Below are 16,271 nucleotides of genomic sequence, written 5' to 3' on the forward strand. Positions count from 1 at the left end.
CGACCTCGTCGTCCTCAAGGTCACGTCATCGGCGCAGAGGGTTTGCGGGACGCGTCGGTGCTACGATTGTCGGCAGGCCTCAGGTTGACCTGGGGCTTAGCGCGGAAGTATATCGTTCCCTCGTAAGTCGAGACGTCCACAGATATCTCGACCGGCTTTCCATCCGCATAGTTGGCCGGATCGGCACCTTCCGGCAGTCGCACCTGCATTACCTCAATGCCGTTCTTGGAGTTGCGCTTCACGAGCTGGACTGAGTGGCTTACGACTTGGCCGCGCTCATTCCTGCTCTCCCGCGTGCCCCGGCTCGTGCCGCGCAGAATTACTTCGGCGTCTGTAAAGTCCGACATTACTGGTCTCCGTATGGTCGATGAATGTTGAGTTTGCGCTCAAAGTCGTACTGTTATGGCCCCATGGCGTACCCCCCTATGCGTGGCTCATCGAATGACCTGCCGATGAGGAAGAAGTCACTGTCCCGGCCGCGCACCCGCCACCCGTAGTATTCAGTGCAGATAAAGCGGCCGAGATTGACGGACGTCGCCTTTGCGTCGGCGTCCGGGTCATCCGTGAAATCGAGGTCTTCGTTGCCTTGGAGATTGCGTGAGGTGGCAAACAGTCGGCGGGACTTCAGCGCATCGCATACCGCGCGCAGCGGCACGCACTTCATCATACGCAAACCCTCGCCGTTGCCGTCGTCGTACAGCTGCTCGGTGTTTCGGCCGACAAGGATCGGCTTGCCATGGACGGTCACCACCAGGCTGCCGGGCTTGAGGACGTATTTGAGAATTTCGCAAAGCGACTTCTCCCCTTCCGGTCCGAGAGGGGATTTCACGCCACGCAGCGGCCGAATGTCGACGACAGGCCGATAGTCAAGCCGCAACAGCTTTTGCCAGCGCGCTGCAAGCTTCTCTTGAGAAATGTAGATGGGACTGTTGCGCTTGAAATACTCGCGCCTGTCGACAAACCAGATGGCGTGCAGGTGCACGTTCCACTCTTCGGTCTGCGGATTGTACGTCAGTTCAATAGCCCGAACCCAAGCCTTCACGGCGCGCTTCACCATGACGCTTCGCATTAGCTCGCCATAGGTGCGGATGAGTGCGTTGACCTGTTGGGGAAGTTGATGGGAGGGGACGGTCTTGCCACCCGTCAGTGTCACCATCAGGCCCTGAACGACGAGGTTCTTTTCCAGGTATTGCTTGATAATTGCTTTCGTGCTGTGGAGCAGGCGGCGTGACCGCGACCGCATTGCGGTCGGGCACACAAGGTCGCGGCATTCGGCGAGGTTTTGCACCACGCGGCCGTGTTCGTAACGGTGGACCACCAGTCGGGTGCAGCAGTTGCGTAAGGCAAGCGCCCGCTCTGGCTTTCCGATGTAATTAAGCCCCTCTGACAATGGGGCCTTGTCACGCTGCCACGCGGCCCAGCGTTCTTTGCCATGATTGTCCAGGCGTTTGCCCGCGTCGGGCTCATCGCCGAAATCAGGCGCCTCGTCGTCCGGTAATCGGAACCAGATAGAGTCCGGCCACTGATTCGGGTCTTCCAGATCGTCGGCGGTAGTATCAGGTGAATAGAAGGAAGTCTGATCGACCTCCGAGCAGAACATCGGAACATCGGTTAGACTACCTAGAAGTCCACCAGACAAAGCGCTGCCGGTGCCGGTCTCGCCTGTTGACGAGCCGGGCGCATCAGAGCATGGTGCCATTGCGGATTGACCTAAGTCCCTCCTGTTTTTCGCGATTCGGGTGCGGCTTGCTTTCCGTTTTCCATGGGGCTCCGACGCGCCAACGTCGGGGCCCTTTTGATTCCGGAAAGTTACTTCGGATTCTGGACAGGCTCCTCCTATCAACAGTAGCTGGCACTACCCAGGGAATCCTGCCATCTCAAAATGAGCACGCCCAGCAGCGCGCTACGATGGGCGGTCGATCAACTTCGACTCGACCTCATGGCTAATCGCCTGCTGAGGGAGGAGCGCGTCTTACCCGAGGAGCACGCTCTTACGTTGGCGACCAGACCGCATTGAGCCAACGAGTGGTTAGTAAAGATACAGATAGCACGTACAGGACTTCTGACAACTGCTGAAAAAAAACTGCATCTTTAGTCAGACGGCGGCTTCAGCATCTCATTGATTGATCATGCGTTTGTTTTTGGCAGTGATGTTCGAAGAGTGACAACACGCTGCAAGCGGTACCCTGATGGCGCAGTGGCTTCTTTTGGTCGTTAAAGAATTGGCGAATCACCGGGCCGAGATAGGCCTATCGCCGCTCAATGTCCTGGAGTTTGAGGAGATCAAGCGCCAACGTGGGTGTCTCTACCGGCAGGCGGACGAAACCGTGCCGGTGGTAGAACGCGCTCGCTCCCGCCGACATCACATGTACGATCAACAGCCGCGCTGAAACCTCTCTGGCGGCACGAAAGGCGCGCATCACAGCGTCTTGCAACAGTGCTCTTCCAACTCCGTGGCCTTGGACCGACTTGTCGACAGCAAGGCGCCCGAGCAGGACCACCGGAATGTGCCTCGGCATATTCCGCCGCATGGCGCCTGTGGCTTCCTGGTTGAGAATCTGACCCATGCTGACGGCGTAATAGGCCATGACCCGCATCGTCCCCGCCGCAGAGACGACATAGGTGCGGCTCGCGCCGGAGGTCATATTCTCAAGGGCGCGTTCCCTGAGCCAGTCGTCCAGGGCTGCCTCTCCAGAACAAAAGTCCGAAAGATCGTGTTCGGCGGTGAGTGGAGCTGGCTCCGTAAAGCGGGAAGGCCGGTCAGTCACGCAACCAAGGAGCTTTCGCGTCCTTGATTCGTCTCATCCCGGCGATTGCATCGGCCGATGCAGGCTGGTCCAACCAATCGAGCACCTGCTGAAAGGTGCGATTGCCGGTGTAAAGGGTAGTCTGATCCAAGAGGACGGCCTTGGCCTCTTTCAAGGCAGAGGCGAGCATGAACTGTGACCGGTTCGCGCCCACCAGATCGGCCGCCTGGTCGATCAACGTCCGATCCTCTGCCTTGGCTCGCAGATGGATGTTGACCTCGGTACCCGTGCAATAGGATTTCATACCTAGAATATGGGTCGACGTGTTCACGTTGTCAACACATCAGACCCTGCCCCTAAGTCGTGAACCAACCCGAAACGCCGCAACGATATCGCAATGAAATGGCCCAAATCGGCATGAACGAAACGTGTCTGAGCGGCTGCCTGCCTCCATTATATCAATGCTTTAGACATTGCTCATAGCGTTCGGGACGCAGGGGTCGCAGGTTCGAATCCTGCCACTCCGACCAAGAATTTCCTGACCCGGCAGGTTATTTTTCCCATAGACGAGGCCGTCCGCGCTGCCTGGAGCAGCTCATGGCGTGATGTTGTCGACGCCGCGCCAGTCGCGGCCGAACGGCGCGATTCCGCATTTCAAATCGCGCCGCAGGTTTGATAGGACGCTGCCATCCGATTTGGCGGCCGCTTGATGCTGAAGGACTACCGCGCCTATTTGTTCGATCGTGACGGCCACATCGCCGCGATCAAAACCTTCCGTGCCGCTGACGATGCTTTCGCGCTGTTGAAGTCGAAGCAGATCAGTCTGGGCGGCGGCTTCGAGCTGTGGCACAGCGGCGACTGGGTCGCGCGCATCGACGCCGATGGCCAGACTTGGGACGTGCCGGCTGTCGATGGCGATGAGGCGGCGCTGAACGGTCTTTACAAGATCGAAGTCTCGGGCGGCGAGTTGCAGATCACCGGCACGGTCAGTCTGCTCGACGGAATGGTCCGCGGCGGTCAGGCCACTTATGCGATCACCGGTCGCTATCGCCGCATCGGCGATGCGATCGTCGGCGTTGTGCTCGCGCGTCGACACAGTCCGCAGCATCGTGGCTATGTGTTTCCTCACGACGAAGTCCGGCTGCAGCTCGATGGCTGGGTGTTCGCCGATCACATCGCCGGGAGTGCGGTGGCGGCTGAGCTCGACGCCCGTTTCGAGATCCGCTTGATACGGCTCAGCAGTTAGCTCGAACCGGACGCACTGAGGTCGGAACGCTGGGTTCCGCCGGAACAAGCTCATGTGCACGGACATTGATCCCCCAACAGGAGGTTCAGATGTCCAACCGCTTTCGCATCGCTTCGCTCGTTTACATGATGACCAACGCTGTGCTGTTCGGCGTCGGAATGGTGGCCGTGCTGACCATTCCGGCGCTTTCGCGGAACGCCATGGACTGGGTTCCGCTGGCGGTGGCGGTGAGCTTCATTCTGGCCGCGCCGATCGCGTGGTGGATCGCGCCGCGGCTGCGCGCCCGCTACTGGCGCCACCGGGACGGCGACGTCATTTCCGGCCCCTCGACCGCGACCGACAACCCCTGAGGCACCGTCCGCTGTGGCGAGCAGCCGCGGCTGGTCGCCACAGCGCCATGTTGATCAAGATCAACTGGCGGCTACGGTTCTCGCCCGTATCCTCGGGGGCTCGAGCGTGAACCTTGGTCGGTTGTGATGAGTTTGCCTGCTGTCGATTGGTTACGCGGCTTCCCGGCACTCGGGGAGCTGCCGGAAACGGAGCGTTCCTCCCTCGCGGGTACGGCGATGGCCATGAGCCTTCCGGCGGGCGCGTCGGTGTTCGCTCCGGACCAGCCTTGCGGCATGTTCATCCTGGTCTGCAGCGGCACGGTGCGCGTGTTCCAGCTCGATCCGGCCGGCAACGAGATCGTGCTGTATCGGCTCGGGCCGGGCAGCATCTGCATCCTCACCACCTTGGCGCTGCTCGCCTCCGACAGCTACAGCGCCTTCGCGGTGACTGAGAGCCCGGTCGACGCAGTCGGCCTGCCAGCCGTGACCTTTCACGATCTGATGGGCCGCTCGGCCCAGTTCCGCAGCTTCGTGTTCAACGCCCAGGCCGCCCGCATGGCGGACCTTATGGCGGTGATCCAGAACGTCGCATTCGCGTCGATCGAGACCCGGCTGGCTTCGCGCCTGCTGGCGCTCGCTGCCGATGGGCGCGAATTGTCGATCACCCATGCCCAGCTCGCCGCCGAAATCGGTTCGGCACGGGAGGTCGTCAGCCGTCACCTCAAGACCTTCGAGCGCCGCGGCTGGGTCAGCCTCGGACGCGGCCGGGTGGAGCTGCGCAACGCCGCACCGCTGCGCGCCGCCGCCCAATCCGCCCACTGAGACTGCGTTTGCGGATTTTCGGTTCCTCGCGAGCGCCGGTGACTTGGTCACAGACCGTGACTCCCCTTCGCCGTACAACCAGCGTGTCACTCAACCGAGCGAGGGGAACGACAATGACTGTGAACATGGGAATGATCGATCGTGTGCTGCGTGCCATCGTGGGCGCCGGACTGATCTATTGGGCGCTGACTACCGGGCCGATCTGGGCGTGGATCGGCGTCGTGCCGCTGCTGACGGCGGCGATCGGCTTCTGCCCAGCCTATACGCTGTTCGGTATCAAGACCTGCGCGACCAAGTCTTGACGTCGGCGACCTAAGTGTGGCTCTCGGGGCGGCGCAGCCCGTTCCCGGGAGTTGCCTTTTTCTGAACAGGGGAAACCATGCACAAGAACTGGATCGATCTGACGGGCGAGCTCTCGGTGGCGCTGCGCGAAGTCCGCACCGGGGCACCGGACGTCATGAAGGGATTCTCGGCGATCGCGCAGGCGGCGCTCAAGGCCAATGCGCTGGATACCAAGACCAAGGAGCTGATCGCTCTGGCGATCTCGGTGGCGACGCGTTGCGACGGCTGCATCGGCTTCCATGCCGAAGCCGCGGTCAAGCACGGCGCGACCCGCGACGAGGTGATGGAGACGATGGGCATGGCGATCTACATGGGCGCCGGTCCCAGCGTGATGTACGCCGCACAGGCGGTCGAGGCTTATGATCAGTTCGCCAAGAAGAAGGCGGCCGCATCCGCTCCGTCCGCCGCGGAGTAACCACGAACCGCATCTGGGCGACCAATTCCGCTCTGCGGTAGAGAATTTCGCGCAAGGCGGGCGCCCGGCTGGCCCGCCTTGCGTCGCCGCCCGCGCTGCGTCATATGGTCGGGTCCTGTTTCAGAGATCCGATCATGGCGCACCCGATTCAAGAAGTTCTGCAAGCCTTCGCCGCCGGCGAAATCGTCGTCGTCACCGATGACGATGATCGTGAAGGGGAAGGCGATCTGGTGGTCGCTGCCTCGCTGTGCACGGCGGAGAAGATGGCTTTCATCATCCGCCACACCTCGGGCATCGTCTGCGCCCCGATCACCATGGAAGACGCGCGGCGGCTGCGGCTCGACCCGATGGTCGCGCACAACGACAGCAACCACACCACCGCCTTCACGGTTTCGATCGACTACAAGCCGGACAACGGCACCGGCATCTCGGCGGACGAGCGCGCATCGTGCTGCCGCGCGCTCGCCAATCCGAACGCCGGTGCCAACGACTTCGCGCGCCCCGGTCACATCTTTCCGCTGATCGCGCGCGAGGGCGGCGTGCTGCTGCGCTCCGGTCATACCGAGGCCGCGGTCGATCTGTGCAAGCTCGCAGGTCTGCCGCCGGTCGGTGTCATCAGCGAACTGATGAACGATGACGGCACCGTCACCAAGGGCGCGCAGGTCGTTGAATTCGCCAAGAAGCACAATCTCAAGCTGGTCACCATCGCGGACCTGATTTCCTATCGGCAGGCACGCGAGAAGCTGATCGAACGTGTCGCGACGTTTCCGATCGACAGTCCGATCGGTCCGATGCAGGGCTATGCCTACCGCTCGCCGTTCGACGAGATCGCCCACGTCGCCTGTGTCTACAACGGCATCGGCGACGGCAAGAACGTGCTGACCAGGTTCCACAAGCCGAACATCGTCAAAGAGCTGTTCACCGGTGCCCGGCGGATGCAGGCCGTGCTCGATCACTTCAAGGCGAACGGTTCCGGCGTGCTGATCTATCTGCGCGACGGTGCAGCCGGCGTGCCGGTCGCGCCGCTCGACGAGCAGAAGACCGCCGAAGCCGATCGGCATCGGCAATGGCGCGAGATTGGCGTCGGTGCGCAGATCCTGCGCGACCTCGGGGTGACGTCGATCCGGCATCTCACCACGTCGCAGATCGACTACAAGGGCTTGTCCGGTTTCGGCATCGAGATCGTCGGCAACGAGCACCTTGAAGGCACCTGACCGAGGTCTTACCCTCCCATCACCGTCGCTCGATGCGGCAAGGTCTGAAAGGACAATAGATGAGCGTGCGCGCGCAAACCAAGGACAAGCCGGCTCCGGCGAGCTTCAAGTGGGACGATCCGTTGCTCTTGGAAGATCAACTCACCGAAGACGAGCGGATGATCCGCGACACCGCGCGCGCTTACGCCCAGGACAAGCTGCTGCCGCGCGTCAATCAGGCATATCTGGAAGAGAAGACCGATCGCGAGATCTTCAACGAGATGGGGTCGCTCGGGCTGATCGGCGTCACGCTGCCGGAGGAATACGGCTGCGCCAATGCCAGCTACGTCGCCTACGGCTTGGTGGCGCGCGAGATCGAGCGGGTCGACAGCGGCTATCGCTCGATGAACAGCGTGCAGTCGTCGCTGGTGATGTATCCGATCTACGCTTACGGCGACGAGAACCAGCGCAAGAAGTATCTGCCCAAGCTCGCCTCCGGTGAGTGGGTCGGCTGCTTCGGTCTCACCGAGCCGGACGCCGGCTCGGATCCCGGCGGCATGAAGACCAAGGCCGAAAAGGTCGCCGACGGCTATCGCCTCACCGGCAGCAAGATGTGGATCTCGAACGCGCCGATTGCCGACGTGTTCGTGGTATGGGCGAAGTCGGCCGCGCACGACAACCAGATCCGCGGCTTCATCCTCGAGAAGGGCATGAAGGGCCTGTCGGCGCCGAAGGTCGGCGGCAAGCTCAGCCTGCGTGCGTCGATCACCGGCGAGATCGTGATGGACGGCGTGGTCGTTCCGGAAGATGCGCTACTGCCGAACGTGTCGGGCCTCAAGGGGCCGTTCGGCTGCCTCAACCGCGCGCGCTACGGCATCTCCTGGGGCGCGATGGGCGCTGCGGAAGACTGCTTCCATCGCGCCCGGCAGTACACGCTCGACCGCAAGCAGTTCAACCGGCCGCTCGCCGCCACCCAGCTGGTGCAGAAGAAGCTCGCCGACATGGAGACCGAGATCACCCTCGGCCTGCAGGCGTCGTTGCGCGTCGGCCGGTTGATGGACGAGGGCAAGATGGCTCCGGAAATGATCTCGATCGTCAAGCGCAACAATTGCGGCAAGGCGCTCGATATCGCACGCATGGCCCGCGACATGCACGGCGGCAACGGCATCCAGATCGAGTATCATGTGATGCGCCACGCCCAGAATCTCGAGACGGTGAACACCTACGAGGGCACCCACGACGTTCACGCCCTGATCCTCGGCCGCGCTATCACCGGCCTGCAGGCGTTTTCGTAAGGCGTGGCGTAAGTCCGCGCCGTTCGTTCCGCGCGCTGCCGTCATCGCCCGCGGAGGCGGGCGACCCAGTATCCCAGGGCGTTCGCTATAAGCGATGGCGGTGAGTACTGGATCCCCCGCATGCGCGGGGGATGACCACCCGAGTGAGTGGGTAAGAACAAACAACAATCAAATTTGGTTGGAAACGCCATGAGCGACGAGAGCCGGTCCGAAGACGACGTTCCGTTCAATCGCGAGTTCGCGTTGCAGCCCGGAGTGGTCGAGGAAATCCGCCCGGGGTTGCGCCGGGTGCTGTGCAACAACCCGTCGCCGTTCACCTTCACCGGCACCGTCAGCTACATCGTCGGTCGCGGCAAGGTCGCGATCATCGATCCTGGACCTGCCGATGAAGCCCATGCCAGCGCGCTGCTGGAGGCGGTGAAGGGCGAGACCGTTACGCATATTCTGGTCACCCACACCCACAAGGATCACTCGCCCGGCACGCCGCTGATCAAGCAGGCGACCGGCGCCACCGTCTATGCCGAAGGGCCGCACCGGGCGTCGCGGCCGTATTTTGAGAGCGAGACGGTGTCGACCGAATCCGGCGCCGACCGCAACTTCAAGCCCGATATCACGATCCGCGACGGCGATGTGATCGAGGGCGACGGCTGGACCATCGAGTCGGTGGCGACGCCCGGCCACACCGCCAATCACATGGCGTTCGCTTGGCGCGAGGGCGATGCGCTGTTCGTCGGCGATCATATCATGGGCTGGTCGACCACCATCGTGGCGCCGCCCGACGGCTCGATGCCGGACTACATGGCGTCGCTTGATCGGCTGATTGGCCGCGACGAGCAGCTCTATCTGTCCGGTCACGGCGCCGAGATTCCCGAAGGTCCGCGCTACTCGCGATTCCTGAAGCGGCACCGGCTGGCGCGCGAGGCCTCGATCCTGCACCGGCTCGGCAAGGGCGAGACCGACATCCCCAGCATGGTGCGGGCGATCTACATCGGCATCGACCCGCGGCTGGTGAGCGCTGCAGGCTATTCGGTGCTGGCGCATCTGGAAGATCTGGTGACGCGCGGCGTCGTCGCCACTGACGGCGATCCGGTGATTGGCGGCCGCTACCGGCTGGCCGGTTAGCAGCCGCTTCTCTTTACAGCTTGTAGGCAGTGCGGAAGCCGCCCCAGTGGCGACTGCGCACCCGCACCGGCACGTCGATCTCGCGCATCATCACGGTCTGGCCGCCGCCCATGTCGCGGGCGTAGCTCTGGATCAGGAACGAGCGGGTGTTGCGGCCGGCCGCAAGTCCGGCCGGATCGTTGAACATCCGGCGGTTGCGCGCATTGGCGGTGTTGAAGGCGATGTCGCCTGGCCGCTGCGGCTGCGAGTACAGTTTGTTGTGCACCGGCAGGTAGCCGTTGCGGTCGATCATCACGCAGAACGCCATCCGTGGGTCCTTGGCCAGGAATGCTTCCTGGAACGAGGGCAGGGCGCCGTCGGCCCAATCGAGGTATTGGGTGCGGTATTGTTTCGGATCGGTGCCGGGGATCTCGACGTAGTTCTCATCGAACATCTGCTCGAGCGTCAGCGCGCCGGACGCAATACCGCGCTCGAAAATCCTGGCGAGCTCGTGGCCGGCCTCGATCGCGCGGGTGACGAACTCGGTGTTCTCGTCGCGGATCGCCCACAGCCGGTCCTCGACCCGCTCCTGCAGGCTTGCGTCGGGGGCGACAAACCGCGCGAGTGCCCCGGCCTTGCCTTGCTCGGCGATGCGGATGCGGCAGGTGCCGATGTCCTGCAACTCGGCGGAGAGCTGTTGCCCGGTGGCGAGGCCGGCCACGGCCGGGCCGCTGATCAGCACCCCGTCCATCGAGATCTCGTACACCGGCGCGGAGATCTTGCCGTGCGGGGTCTCGATTGCGATCTGCAGGTGGCACGGCAGCTTCTCGCGGCGCCGCGCGTCTTCGCGGTCGCCGAGCTTGAGCAGAACCGCGGTGCGTGCCCGCAGCTTTTCGGCGAGTGAGGTAACGTTCTGGCCGGCGCGAGCGACTTCGCCGCCGTGCTGCTCGGCTTCGCGGGTGGCGCTGTCGATCTCGGCGGTGCTGTCGCCAACCGAGGCGATGAAGGTCGAGGCCGAGGTGGCGTTGCCGGCGATGTCGCCGGTGGTGGCGTTCTGTTCGGCCACTGCTCCGTTGACGGTCTCGAACACCGGCCGGATCGCCGCGATCGCGCTGGTGATGCGATGGACCGCGTCGGCCGAGCTGGAAGCGTCGCGCTGAAGCGCGTCGATCTTGCGCTTGATCTCCTCGGTGGCTTCCTGGGTCTGCACCGCCAATGCCTTCACCTCGGTCGCCACCACGGCGAAGCCGCGCCCCGCCGCGCCGGCGCGGGCGGCCTCGATCGTTGAGTTCAGCGCCAGCAGCGTGGTCTGGCGGGCGATCTGCGAGATCAGGTTGACGACGTTGCCGATCGCCGCCGACGAATCCCGGAGCCGCTCGACATTGGCCGTGGCTTCATTGGCGGCGGCGCTGGCGTCGTCGGCGAGCTGCGAGGCCTGGCGGACCTGGGCACCGATACCCTCGGCCGAATGGGTGAATTTGTCGGCAGCTTGCGAGAACGAATCTGCGGTGGCCTGGGCGGCGCTGGTCCGGCCGGTGAGAGCATCGGTGCGCTCGCGGATGGTGTGCAGGGTCGCGGTCGTCGACCCTACGCCGGTGGTCACCGAGTCGGCGGCGCGCTCGAGCTGGCGGATCAGGGAGCCGAGCTCGAGCTCCAGCAGTTCAAGGATTTCACGCGCCGAATCGGTCTCGGCGGCCGCCGGTTCGGCCGCAGCCTGGGCCGAAACCGCAACGACGTTCGGGGCCGCCGTCTCCGGCAGCCGCTTGCGAAACAGGCCGAACGCCATGACACCTCCCGTAAAACTAGAATTTCGCGCGCTACTCTCTCGGCTCTACGTGAAGGTACGGTTAAATTTTCTTTTGGTGGAATTCGGGATTTCGCGCCTCGGTACGGTGGCAAGTCTTTGATTTTGGCGGATGCGCCGCTTATAAACCCGCGCCGCAGCCCGAAAATTTCAACGGATCGACCCGCGAGAGAGAGCGCATGGCCGGACATTCGCAATTCAAGAACATTATGCACCGCAAGGGCCGGCAGGACGCACAGCGGTCCAAGCTGTTCAGCAAGCTCGCCCGCGAAATCACCGTTGCGGCCAAGCTCGGCACGCCGGACCCGGCGATGAACCCCCGGCTGCGTGCCGCGGTGCTCGCGGCGCGTGCGGAAAACATGCCGAAGGACAATATCGAGCGCGCGATCAAGAAGGCGATTGGCGGCGATTCAGAGAACTACGACGAAATCCGTTACGAGGGCTACGGCCCCGGCGGCGTCGCCGTGATCGTCGAAGCGCTGACCGACAACCGCAACCGCGCCGCCAGCGACATCCGCTCGTTCTTCACCAAGTCCGGCGGCAATCTCGGTGAAACCGGTTCGGTGTCGTTCATGTTCGACCGCGTCGGCATCGTCGAATACGACGCCGACAAGGCTTCGGCCGACGACATGCTCGACGCCGCGATCGAAGCCGGCGCCGACGATGTGGTGTCGTCGGAGTCGGGCCACGAGATCTACGCCTCGCAGGAAACTTTCCGCGACGTCGCCAAGGCGCTCGAAGCCAAGTTCGGCGAGGCGCGCAAGGCGGCGGTGATCTGGAAGCCGCAGAACACCGTCGTGGTCGATGACGAGACCGGCGAGAAGCTGTTCAAGCTGATGGACGCCCTCAACGACCACGACGACGTCCAGAACGTCTACGCCAACTTCGAAGTCTCCGACGCCCTGATGGCGAAGATGGCGGGCTGAACAGGACTGCGCGGCCGGTTGGCCGCGCATCCAGCACAAGCCGCTTACAGCACGACGATATTGTATTTCGCGGGGCCGACGACCGAGGCCACGCGCATGCTGATCGTGTTCTGCGTGTTGCTGTCCTCGTAGATGATGGTCTGGTTCGGCGGAACCGGCGGCGGCGGCGGGGGCGCCGCCGTATACGGGGTATTCGGCACCGTCTTGGTCGTCAGGGTGCCGGTCGTCCCGGCCGGCGGCAGCGGGCCGACTTCCGGAATCGTCGGGAAGGTGAGGTTGTCGACAGCGACAGCATAGAGATCCGATTCCGACTGCCGCCTGACCTGACCATGAGTGATGACGCGGGTCATTGTCCGTGCTCCTGTGGTTGAAGTTGCGACAGCAAAAGGAAACCACAACAACCTTAGGTTGTAAAATGATGAGTGCTCGCCTCGGAATATCCCGAGGGCGCAGCTCCATCTGCGTTGATCCGTTATCGGCGAGTACGCTGTCGAGCTTCCGCGGCTCTTTCCCTGGGTACGGCGGCTTGTTGCTATTTTGTTCTTTAGCTTTTCGGCGCTATCACTTGGCCATGACCCCAGCGCCGAATCACAGCGTCCGCATCCTTGGCATCGACCCCGGCCTTCGCCGCACCGGTTGGGGTGTGGTGGAGAGCGAGGGCAATCGGCTGGTGTATGTGGCGTGCGGCTCGGTGGAGCCCCGCGATACGCTGCCGCTGGCCGAGCGGCTGTTGGCGATCCATGATGGGCTGTCGAAGGTGCTGGCCGAACACGCGCCGGCCGAGGCCGCGGTCGAGCAGACCTTCGTCAACAAGGACGGCGCCGCGACGCTGAAGCTCGGCCAGGCGCGCGGCGTGGCGATGCTGGTGCCGGCGATGCACGGCCTCCTGGTCGCCGAATATGCCCCCAACCTCGTTAAGAAGACGGTGGTCGGCGCCGGCCATGCCGACAAGACCCAGATCCAGATGATGCTGAAGATACTATTGCCCAAAGCCGATCCGAAGAGCGCCGACGCCGCGGACGCATTGGCGATCGCCATCACCCACGCCCACCACCGTGTCGCCGCCCAGCGGCTAAAGGCGGTGGGCGCATGAGGATATTTGCTTGTGTGAGAGGGGCGCAGCCTCTCCCCGCGCACAGCGCGCCCCCTCTCCCGCTTGCGGGAGAGGGTTGGGGTGAGGGCGACGCGGGCACAGTGCTCGTGGCCCCCCCACCCCCGCAAGCAGGAGAGGGGAGGAGAGCCTCCCCATGATCGGCAAGCTCAAGGGCGTGATCGATAGTTACGGCGAAGACTATGTGATCCTCGACGTCCATGGCGTCGGCTATCAGGTGCATTGCGCCAGCCGCACCCTGCAGGCGCTGCCGTCGCCGGGCGAGGCGGCGACACTGTCGATCGAGACCTATGTGCGCGAGGATCAGATCAAGCTGTTCGGCTTTCGTACCGATACCGAACGCGAGTGGTTTCGTCTGCTGCAGACGGTGCAGAGCGTCGGCGCCAAGGTGGCGCTGGCGGTGCTGTCGACGCTGCCGCCACACGATCTCGCCAATGCGATCGCATTGCGCGACAAGGCCGCGGTGGCGCGCACGCCCGGCGTCGGGCCGAAGGTCGCCGAGCGCATTGTCTCGGAATTGAAGGACAAGGTGCCGGCGCTCGGCAATGTCGATCCGGCGGTCGTGCATCTGTCTGGCGCGATCGATGACAACACTGCGCCGCGCGCTGTCTCGGACGCGATCTCGGCGCTGGTCAATCTCGGCTACGGTCAGCCGCAGGCGGCCGCAGCGGTCGCTGCGGCCTCGCGCGCCGCCGGCGAGGACGCCGCGACCGCGCAACTGATCAAGCTCGGCCTGAAGGAGCTGTCGAAGTGAGTATCACCGAGGCCGACCGCGCGCTGATCGATGCCGCAATCGCGGCAATCACCAAGCGCTACCGCAACGACTGGCAGGAAGTCGGGGCAGCACTGCTGACCCGCACCGGCCAGCGCTATGTCGCGGTCAATCTCGATGCTTATCTGGGCCGTATGGCGGTGTGCGCCGAGGCGGTCGCGCTCGGTCAGGTGATCACCGAACTCGGCGACGCCGGCATCGACACCATCGTGGCCGTGCGCCACCCCAAGCCGCACGACACCGACCGCGAAGTCCGCGTCGTCTCCCCCTGTGGCGCCTGCCGCGAACTGATCTGGGACTACGACCGTAACGCCCGCGTCTTAGTGCCGGGGCCGGACGGCGTCGAAGCGGTGAGCATCAGCGAACTGCTGCCGAACAAATACAGCCGGGAGCGGGTATTGTGAGTGTGTTTGCCACTACTCTCTCTCCTTGCACAGCGCGCCCCCTCTCCCGCTTGCGGGAGAGGGCTGGGGTGAGGGCGACGCGGGCACAGCGCTCGTGGACCCCCACCCCCGACCCCTCCCCGCAAGGGGGAGGAGAGAACAGGCATTGCCGCGTGGTACACTTCCCCAATGACTGACCCCCGCCTCGTCACGCCAGAGCGCCGCGGCGATGATCTCGGCGATGCGGCTCTTCGGCCGCAGAATCTGTCCGAGTTCGTCGGCCAGCAGCAGGCGCGCGCCAATCTGCAGGTGTTCATCGACGCCGCGCGCAAGCGCAAAGAGGCGCTCGACCATGTGCTGTTCGTCGGGCCTCCCGGTCTCGGCAAGACCACCCTGGCGCAGATCGTCGCCCGCGAACTCGGCGTCGGCTTTCGCGCGACGTCCGGGCCTGTCATCGCCAAGGCCGGTGATCTCGCCGCCTTGCTCACCAACCTCGAAGAACGCGACGTGCTGTTCATCGACGAGATCCATCGCCTCAGCCCATCGGTCGAGGAGGTGCTGTATCCGGCGATGGAGGATTTCCAGCTCGATCTGATCATCGGTGAGGGCCCGGCGGCGCGCTCGGTGAAGATCGACCTGTCGAAGTTCACGCTGGTCGGTGCGACGACACGCGCCGGCCTGCTGACCAATCCGCTGCGAGATCGCTTTGGCATCCCGATCCGGCTGAACTTCTACACCATCGACGAGCTGGAGAGCATCGTGCGCCGCGGCGCGCGCGTGCTCGGCACGCCGATCACCAATGACGGCGCCAACGAGATCGCTCGCCGCGCCCGCGGCACGCCGCGCATCGCAGGGCGGCTGCTGCGCCGGGTCCGCGACTTTGCGTCTGCAGCCGATGCCGAAGCGATCGACCGCGCCATCGCCGATCATGCGCTGGGCGCGCTGGAAGTCGATAGTGCCGGCCTCGACGCAATGGACCGGCGTTACCTCACGACGATCGCGCTGAACTATGGCGGCGGCCCGGTGGGCGTCGAGACCATGGCGGCGGCGCTGTCGGAGCCGCGCGACGCGATCGAGGACATCATCGAGCCCTATCTGATTCAGTGCGGCTACCTGCAGCGCACCCCGCGCGGCCGCCTGCTCACCGATCACGCCTTCCGCCACCTCGGCCTTGCCGCGCCGGCGCGCGACCCGGCACAGTTCGGGTTGTTTGGTGAGACCGGGGACCAAGAGTAGTTCAACGATGACCGACGCTCGCTTGCACCATCATTCCCTTGACGGCGCCATCATCGATGGCGCTCATCACATGTATGTCCGGGTCTATTACGAAGACACCGACTTCTCCGGCATCGTCTATCACGCCAACTACCTGCGCTTCATGGAACGGGGGCGGACCAATTATCTGCGGCTGCTTGGGGCGGCGCAGAGCGAGTTGTTCGCGGAGGCCGAAAGCGAGACGCCGGGGTTCGCATTCGTGGTGCGGTCGATGCAGCTCGATTTTCTCAAATCCGCCAAGATGGACGATCTGCTCGAGGTGATCACCCGGCCGGTCGAAGTCCGCGGCGCCTCGATCACCATGCAGCAGCAGATCAAGCGCGGCGATCTCGTGCTGATGGAGGCCAAGGTCAAAGTCGCATTCGTCTCTGGCGGCCGTGCCAAGCCTATTCCAGTACCGCTTCGCGTCGCCATGAAGGCGGATGTCGCCTGACTCTGTCGCCGGCCACTTGCCAGCTTCCCGAGCTAGGGCAGGCTGAAATTTGATGTTACAGGGAGTGAGCCGGAAGC

At 63.8% G+C, this 16,271-nt stretch carries 20 protein-coding genes; 14 read left to right on the plus strand and 6 right to left on the minus strand.

Translation table 11 applies throughout. The annotated features are described in order from the left end of the window. Positions 1-20: 20 nt before the first annotated feature. The 4 genes from M9H71_RS06815 to M9H71_RS06830 all read right to left on the minus strand — a co-directional run bounded on the left by M9H71_RS06815 (position 21) and on the right by M9H71_RS06830 (position 3,051). Complete coding sequence (locus M9H71_RS06815) at positions 21-347, minus strand: hypothetical protein (RefSeq protein WP_455404307.1); 327 nt, start codon at positions 345-347, stop codon at positions 21-23. Positions 348-400: 53 nt separating this feature from the next. Next, on the minus strand, positions 401-1,600 hold the full coding sequence (locus tag M9H71_RS06820; RefSeq protein WP_455404308.1) for a protein rep: 1,200 nt from the start codon (positions 1,598-1,600) through the stop codon (positions 401-403). Between the two features lie 649 nt (positions 1,601-2,249). Beyond that, positions 2,250-2,588 carry a GNAT family N-acetyltransferase gene (locus M9H71_RS06825; protein WP_455404309.1) on the minus strand — a complete coding sequence of 113 codons (339 nt, stop codon included), beginning with the start codon at positions 2,586-2,588 and terminating at the stop codon, positions 2,250-2,252. A 172-nt stretch (positions 2,589-2,760) separates the two neighbouring features. Further along, positions 2,761-3,051 (minus strand): type II toxin-antitoxin system TacA family antitoxin, encoded by a 291-nt coding sequence (locus M9H71_RS06830; protein WP_455404407.1) that lies wholly within the window; start codon positions 3,049-3,051, stop codon positions 2,761-2,763. Between the two features lie 405 nt (positions 3,052-3,456). Here M9H71_RS06830 and M9H71_RS06835 point away from each other — a divergent pair, with 405 nt between their 5' ends. From M9H71_RS06835 to M9H71_RS06870, 8 genes are all read left to right on the plus strand, one after another. Further along, positions 3,457-3,993, plus strand: coding sequence for a hypothetical protein (locus tag M9H71_RS06835; RefSeq protein ID WP_455404310.1), 537 nt, complete (start codon positions 3,457-3,459; stop codon positions 3,991-3,993). Between the two features lie 89 nt (positions 3,994-4,082). Continuing rightward, positions 4,083-4,343: a hypothetical protein gene (locus M9H71_RS06840; protein WP_455404311.1), complete on the plus strand. Its 261-nt coding sequence runs from the start codon at positions 4,083-4,085 to the stop codon at positions 4,341-4,343. 126 nt (positions 4,344-4,469) lie between these two features. After that, a complete protein-coding gene (locus tag M9H71_RS06845) occupies positions 4,470-5,144 on the plus strand; it encodes a Crp/Fnr family transcriptional regulator (protein WP_455404312.1) in 675 nt (224 codons plus the stop codon). A 113-nt stretch (positions 5,145-5,257) separates the two neighbouring features. Continuing rightward, positions 5,258-5,446, plus strand: a complete 189-nt coding sequence (locus M9H71_RS06850; RefSeq protein ID WP_110788005.1) for a YgaP family membrane protein — start codon at positions 5,258-5,260, stop codon at positions 5,444-5,446. 77 nt (positions 5,447-5,523) lie between these two features. After that, positions 5,524-5,901 (plus strand): carboxymuconolactone decarboxylase family protein, encoded by a 378-nt coding sequence (locus tag M9H71_RS06855; RefSeq protein WP_164605023.1) that lies wholly within the window; start codon positions 5,524-5,526, stop codon positions 5,899-5,901. A gap of 134 nt (positions 5,902-6,035) precedes the next feature. Further along, entirely contained in the window at positions 6,036-7,115 is a 1,080-nt protein-coding gene (gene ribB, locus M9H71_RS06860) for a 3,4-dihydroxy-2-butanone-4-phosphate synthase (protein WP_455404313.1), read from the plus strand. Between the two features lie 59 nt (positions 7,116-7,174). After that, positions 7,175-8,389, plus strand: coding sequence for an acyl-CoA dehydrogenase (locus M9H71_RS06865; RefSeq protein ID WP_455404314.1), 1,215 nt, complete (start codon positions 7,175-7,177; stop codon positions 8,387-8,389). Between the two features lie 189 nt (positions 8,390-8,578). Continuing rightward, on the plus strand, positions 8,579-9,511 hold the full coding sequence (locus M9H71_RS06870) for an MBL fold metallo-hydrolase (protein WP_455404315.1): 933 nt from the start codon (positions 8,579-8,581) through the stop codon (positions 9,509-9,511). Between the two features lie 13 nt (positions 9,512-9,524). Here the strand turns inward: M9H71_RS06870 and M9H71_RS06875 are convergent, their stop codons facing one another. Continuing rightward, a complete protein-coding gene (locus tag M9H71_RS06875) occupies positions 9,525-11,276 on the minus strand; it encodes a methyl-accepting chemotaxis protein (protein ID WP_455404316.1) in 1,752 nt (583 codons plus the stop codon). A gap of 197 nt (positions 11,277-11,473) precedes the next feature. Between M9H71_RS06875 and M9H71_RS06880 the strand changes: the two genes are divergently transcribed. Continuing rightward, the gene (locus M9H71_RS06880) at positions 11,474-12,220 is read left to right on the plus strand and encodes a YebC/PmpR family DNA-binding transcriptional regulator (protein ID WP_455404317.1); all 747 of its coding nucleotides are present in this window, start codon (positions 11,474-11,476) and stop codon (positions 12,218-12,220) included. Positions 12,221-12,264: 44 nt separating this feature from the next. Here the strand turns inward: M9H71_RS06880 and M9H71_RS06885 are convergent, their stop codons facing one another. Continuing rightward, positions 12,265-12,570 carry a hypothetical protein gene (locus M9H71_RS06885; RefSeq protein WP_455404318.1) on the minus strand — a complete coding sequence of 102 codons (306 nt, stop codon included), beginning with the start codon at positions 12,568-12,570 and terminating at the stop codon, positions 12,265-12,267. A gap of 221 nt (positions 12,571-12,791) precedes the next feature. Here M9H71_RS06885 and ruvC point away from each other — a divergent pair, with 221 nt between their 5' ends. The 5 genes from ruvC to ybgC all read left to right on the plus strand — a co-directional run bounded on the left by ruvC (position 12,792) and on the right by ybgC (position 16,194). Then, positions 12,792-13,313: a crossover junction endodeoxyribonuclease RuvC gene (ruvC, locus tag M9H71_RS06890; RefSeq protein ID WP_455404319.1), complete on the plus strand. Its 522-nt coding sequence runs from the start codon at positions 12,792-12,794 to the stop codon at positions 13,311-13,313. Between the two features lie 154 nt (positions 13,314-13,467). Then, on the plus strand, positions 13,468-14,085 hold the full coding sequence (ruvA, locus tag M9H71_RS06895; protein WP_455404320.1) for a Holliday junction branch migration protein RuvA: 618 nt from the start codon (positions 13,468-13,470) through the stop codon (positions 14,083-14,085). Beyond that, positions 14,082-14,507 carry a cytidine deaminase gene (locus tag M9H71_RS06900; RefSeq protein ID WP_455404321.1) on the plus strand — a complete coding sequence of 142 codons (426 nt, stop codon included), beginning with the start codon at positions 14,082-14,084 and terminating at the stop codon, positions 14,505-14,507. The genes ruvA and M9H71_RS06900 overlap by 4 nt, the downstream gene beginning before the upstream one ends. Before the next feature lie 168 nt (positions 14,508-14,675). Further along, complete coding sequence (gene ruvB / locus M9H71_RS06905; protein WP_455404322.1) at positions 14,676-15,722, plus strand: Holliday junction branch migration DNA helicase RuvB; 1,047 nt, start codon at positions 14,676-14,678, stop codon at positions 15,720-15,722. Positions 15,723-15,729: 7 nt separating this feature from the next. Then, positions 15,730-16,194 (plus strand): tol-pal system-associated acyl-CoA thioesterase, encoded by a 465-nt coding sequence (gene ybgC, locus M9H71_RS06910; protein ID WP_455404323.1) that lies wholly within the window; start codon positions 15,730-15,732, stop codon positions 16,192-16,194. The last annotated feature ends 77 nt before the right edge of the window (positions 16,195-16,271 follow it).

It is taken from the genome of Rhodopseudomonas parapalustris (assembly GCF_053772255.1).

Bases quoted from the DNA above. Each gene is read 5' to 3' on its own strand.
- M9H71_RS06815 (WP_455404307.1), bottom strand. From the start codon at position 347: ATGTCGGACTTTACAGACGCCGAAGTAATTCTGCGCGGCACGAGCCGG.
- M9H71_RS06820 (WP_455404308.1), bottom strand. From the start codon at position 1,600: ATGTTCTGCTCGGAGGTCGATCAGACTTCCTTCTATTCACCTGATACT.
- M9H71_RS06825 (WP_455404309.1), bottom strand. From the start codon at position 2,588: ATGGCCTATTACGCCGTCAGCATGGGTCAGATTCTCAACCAGGAAGCC.
- M9H71_RS06830 (WP_455404407.1), bottom strand. From the start codon at position 3,051: ATGAAATCCTATTGCACGGGTACCGAGGTCAACATCCATCTGCGAGCC.
- M9H71_RS06835 (WP_455404310.1), top strand. From the start codon at position 3,457: ATGCTGAAGGACTACCGCGCCTATTTGTTCGATCGTGACGGCCACATC.
- M9H71_RS06840 (WP_455404311.1), top strand. From the start codon at position 4,083: ATGTCCAACCGCTTTCGCATCGCTTCGCTCGTTTACATGATGACCAAC.
- M9H71_RS06845 (WP_455404312.1), top strand. From the start codon at position 4,470: ATGAGTTTGCCTGCTGTCGATTGGTTACGCGGCTTCCCGGCACTCGGG.
- M9H71_RS06850 (WP_110788005.1), top strand. From the start codon at position 5,258: ATGACTGTGAACATGGGAATGATCGATCGTGTGCTGCGTGCCATCGTG.
- M9H71_RS06855 (WP_164605023.1), top strand. From the start codon at position 5,524: ATGCACAAGAACTGGATCGATCTGACGGGCGAGCTCTCGGTGGCGCTG.
- ribB (WP_455404313.1), top strand. From the start codon at position 6,036: ATGGCGCACCCGATTCAAGAAGTTCTGCAAGCCTTCGCCGCCGGCGAA.
- M9H71_RS06865 (WP_455404314.1), top strand. From the start codon at position 7,175: ATGAGCGTGCGCGCGCAAACCAAGGACAAGCCGGCTCCGGCGAGCTTC.
- M9H71_RS06870 (WP_455404315.1), top strand. From the start codon at position 8,579: ATGAGCGACGAGAGCCGGTCCGAAGACGACGTTCCGTTCAATCGCGAG.
- M9H71_RS06875 (WP_455404316.1), bottom strand. From the start codon at position 11,276: ATGGCGTTCGGCCTGTTTCGCAAGCGGCTGCCGGAGACGGCGGCCCCG.
- M9H71_RS06880 (WP_455404317.1), top strand. From the start codon at position 11,474: ATGGCCGGACATTCGCAATTCAAGAACATTATGCACCGCAAGGGCCGG.
- M9H71_RS06885 (WP_455404318.1), bottom strand. From the start codon at position 12,570: ATGACCCGCGTCATCACTCATGGTCAGGTCAGGCGGCAGTCGGAATCG.
- ruvC (WP_455404319.1), top strand. From the start codon at position 12,792: ATGACCCCAGCGCCGAATCACAGCGTCCGCATCCTTGGCATCGACCCC.
- ruvA (WP_455404320.1), top strand. From the start codon at position 13,468: ATGATCGGCAAGCTCAAGGGCGTGATCGATAGTTACGGCGAAGACTAT.
- ruvB (WP_455404322.1), top strand. From the start codon at position 14,676: ATGACTGACCCCCGCCTCGTCACGCCAGAGCGCCGCGGCGATGATCTC.
- ybgC (WP_455404323.1), top strand. From the start codon at position 15,730: ATGACCGACGCTCGCTTGCACCATCATTCCCTTGACGGCGCCATCATC.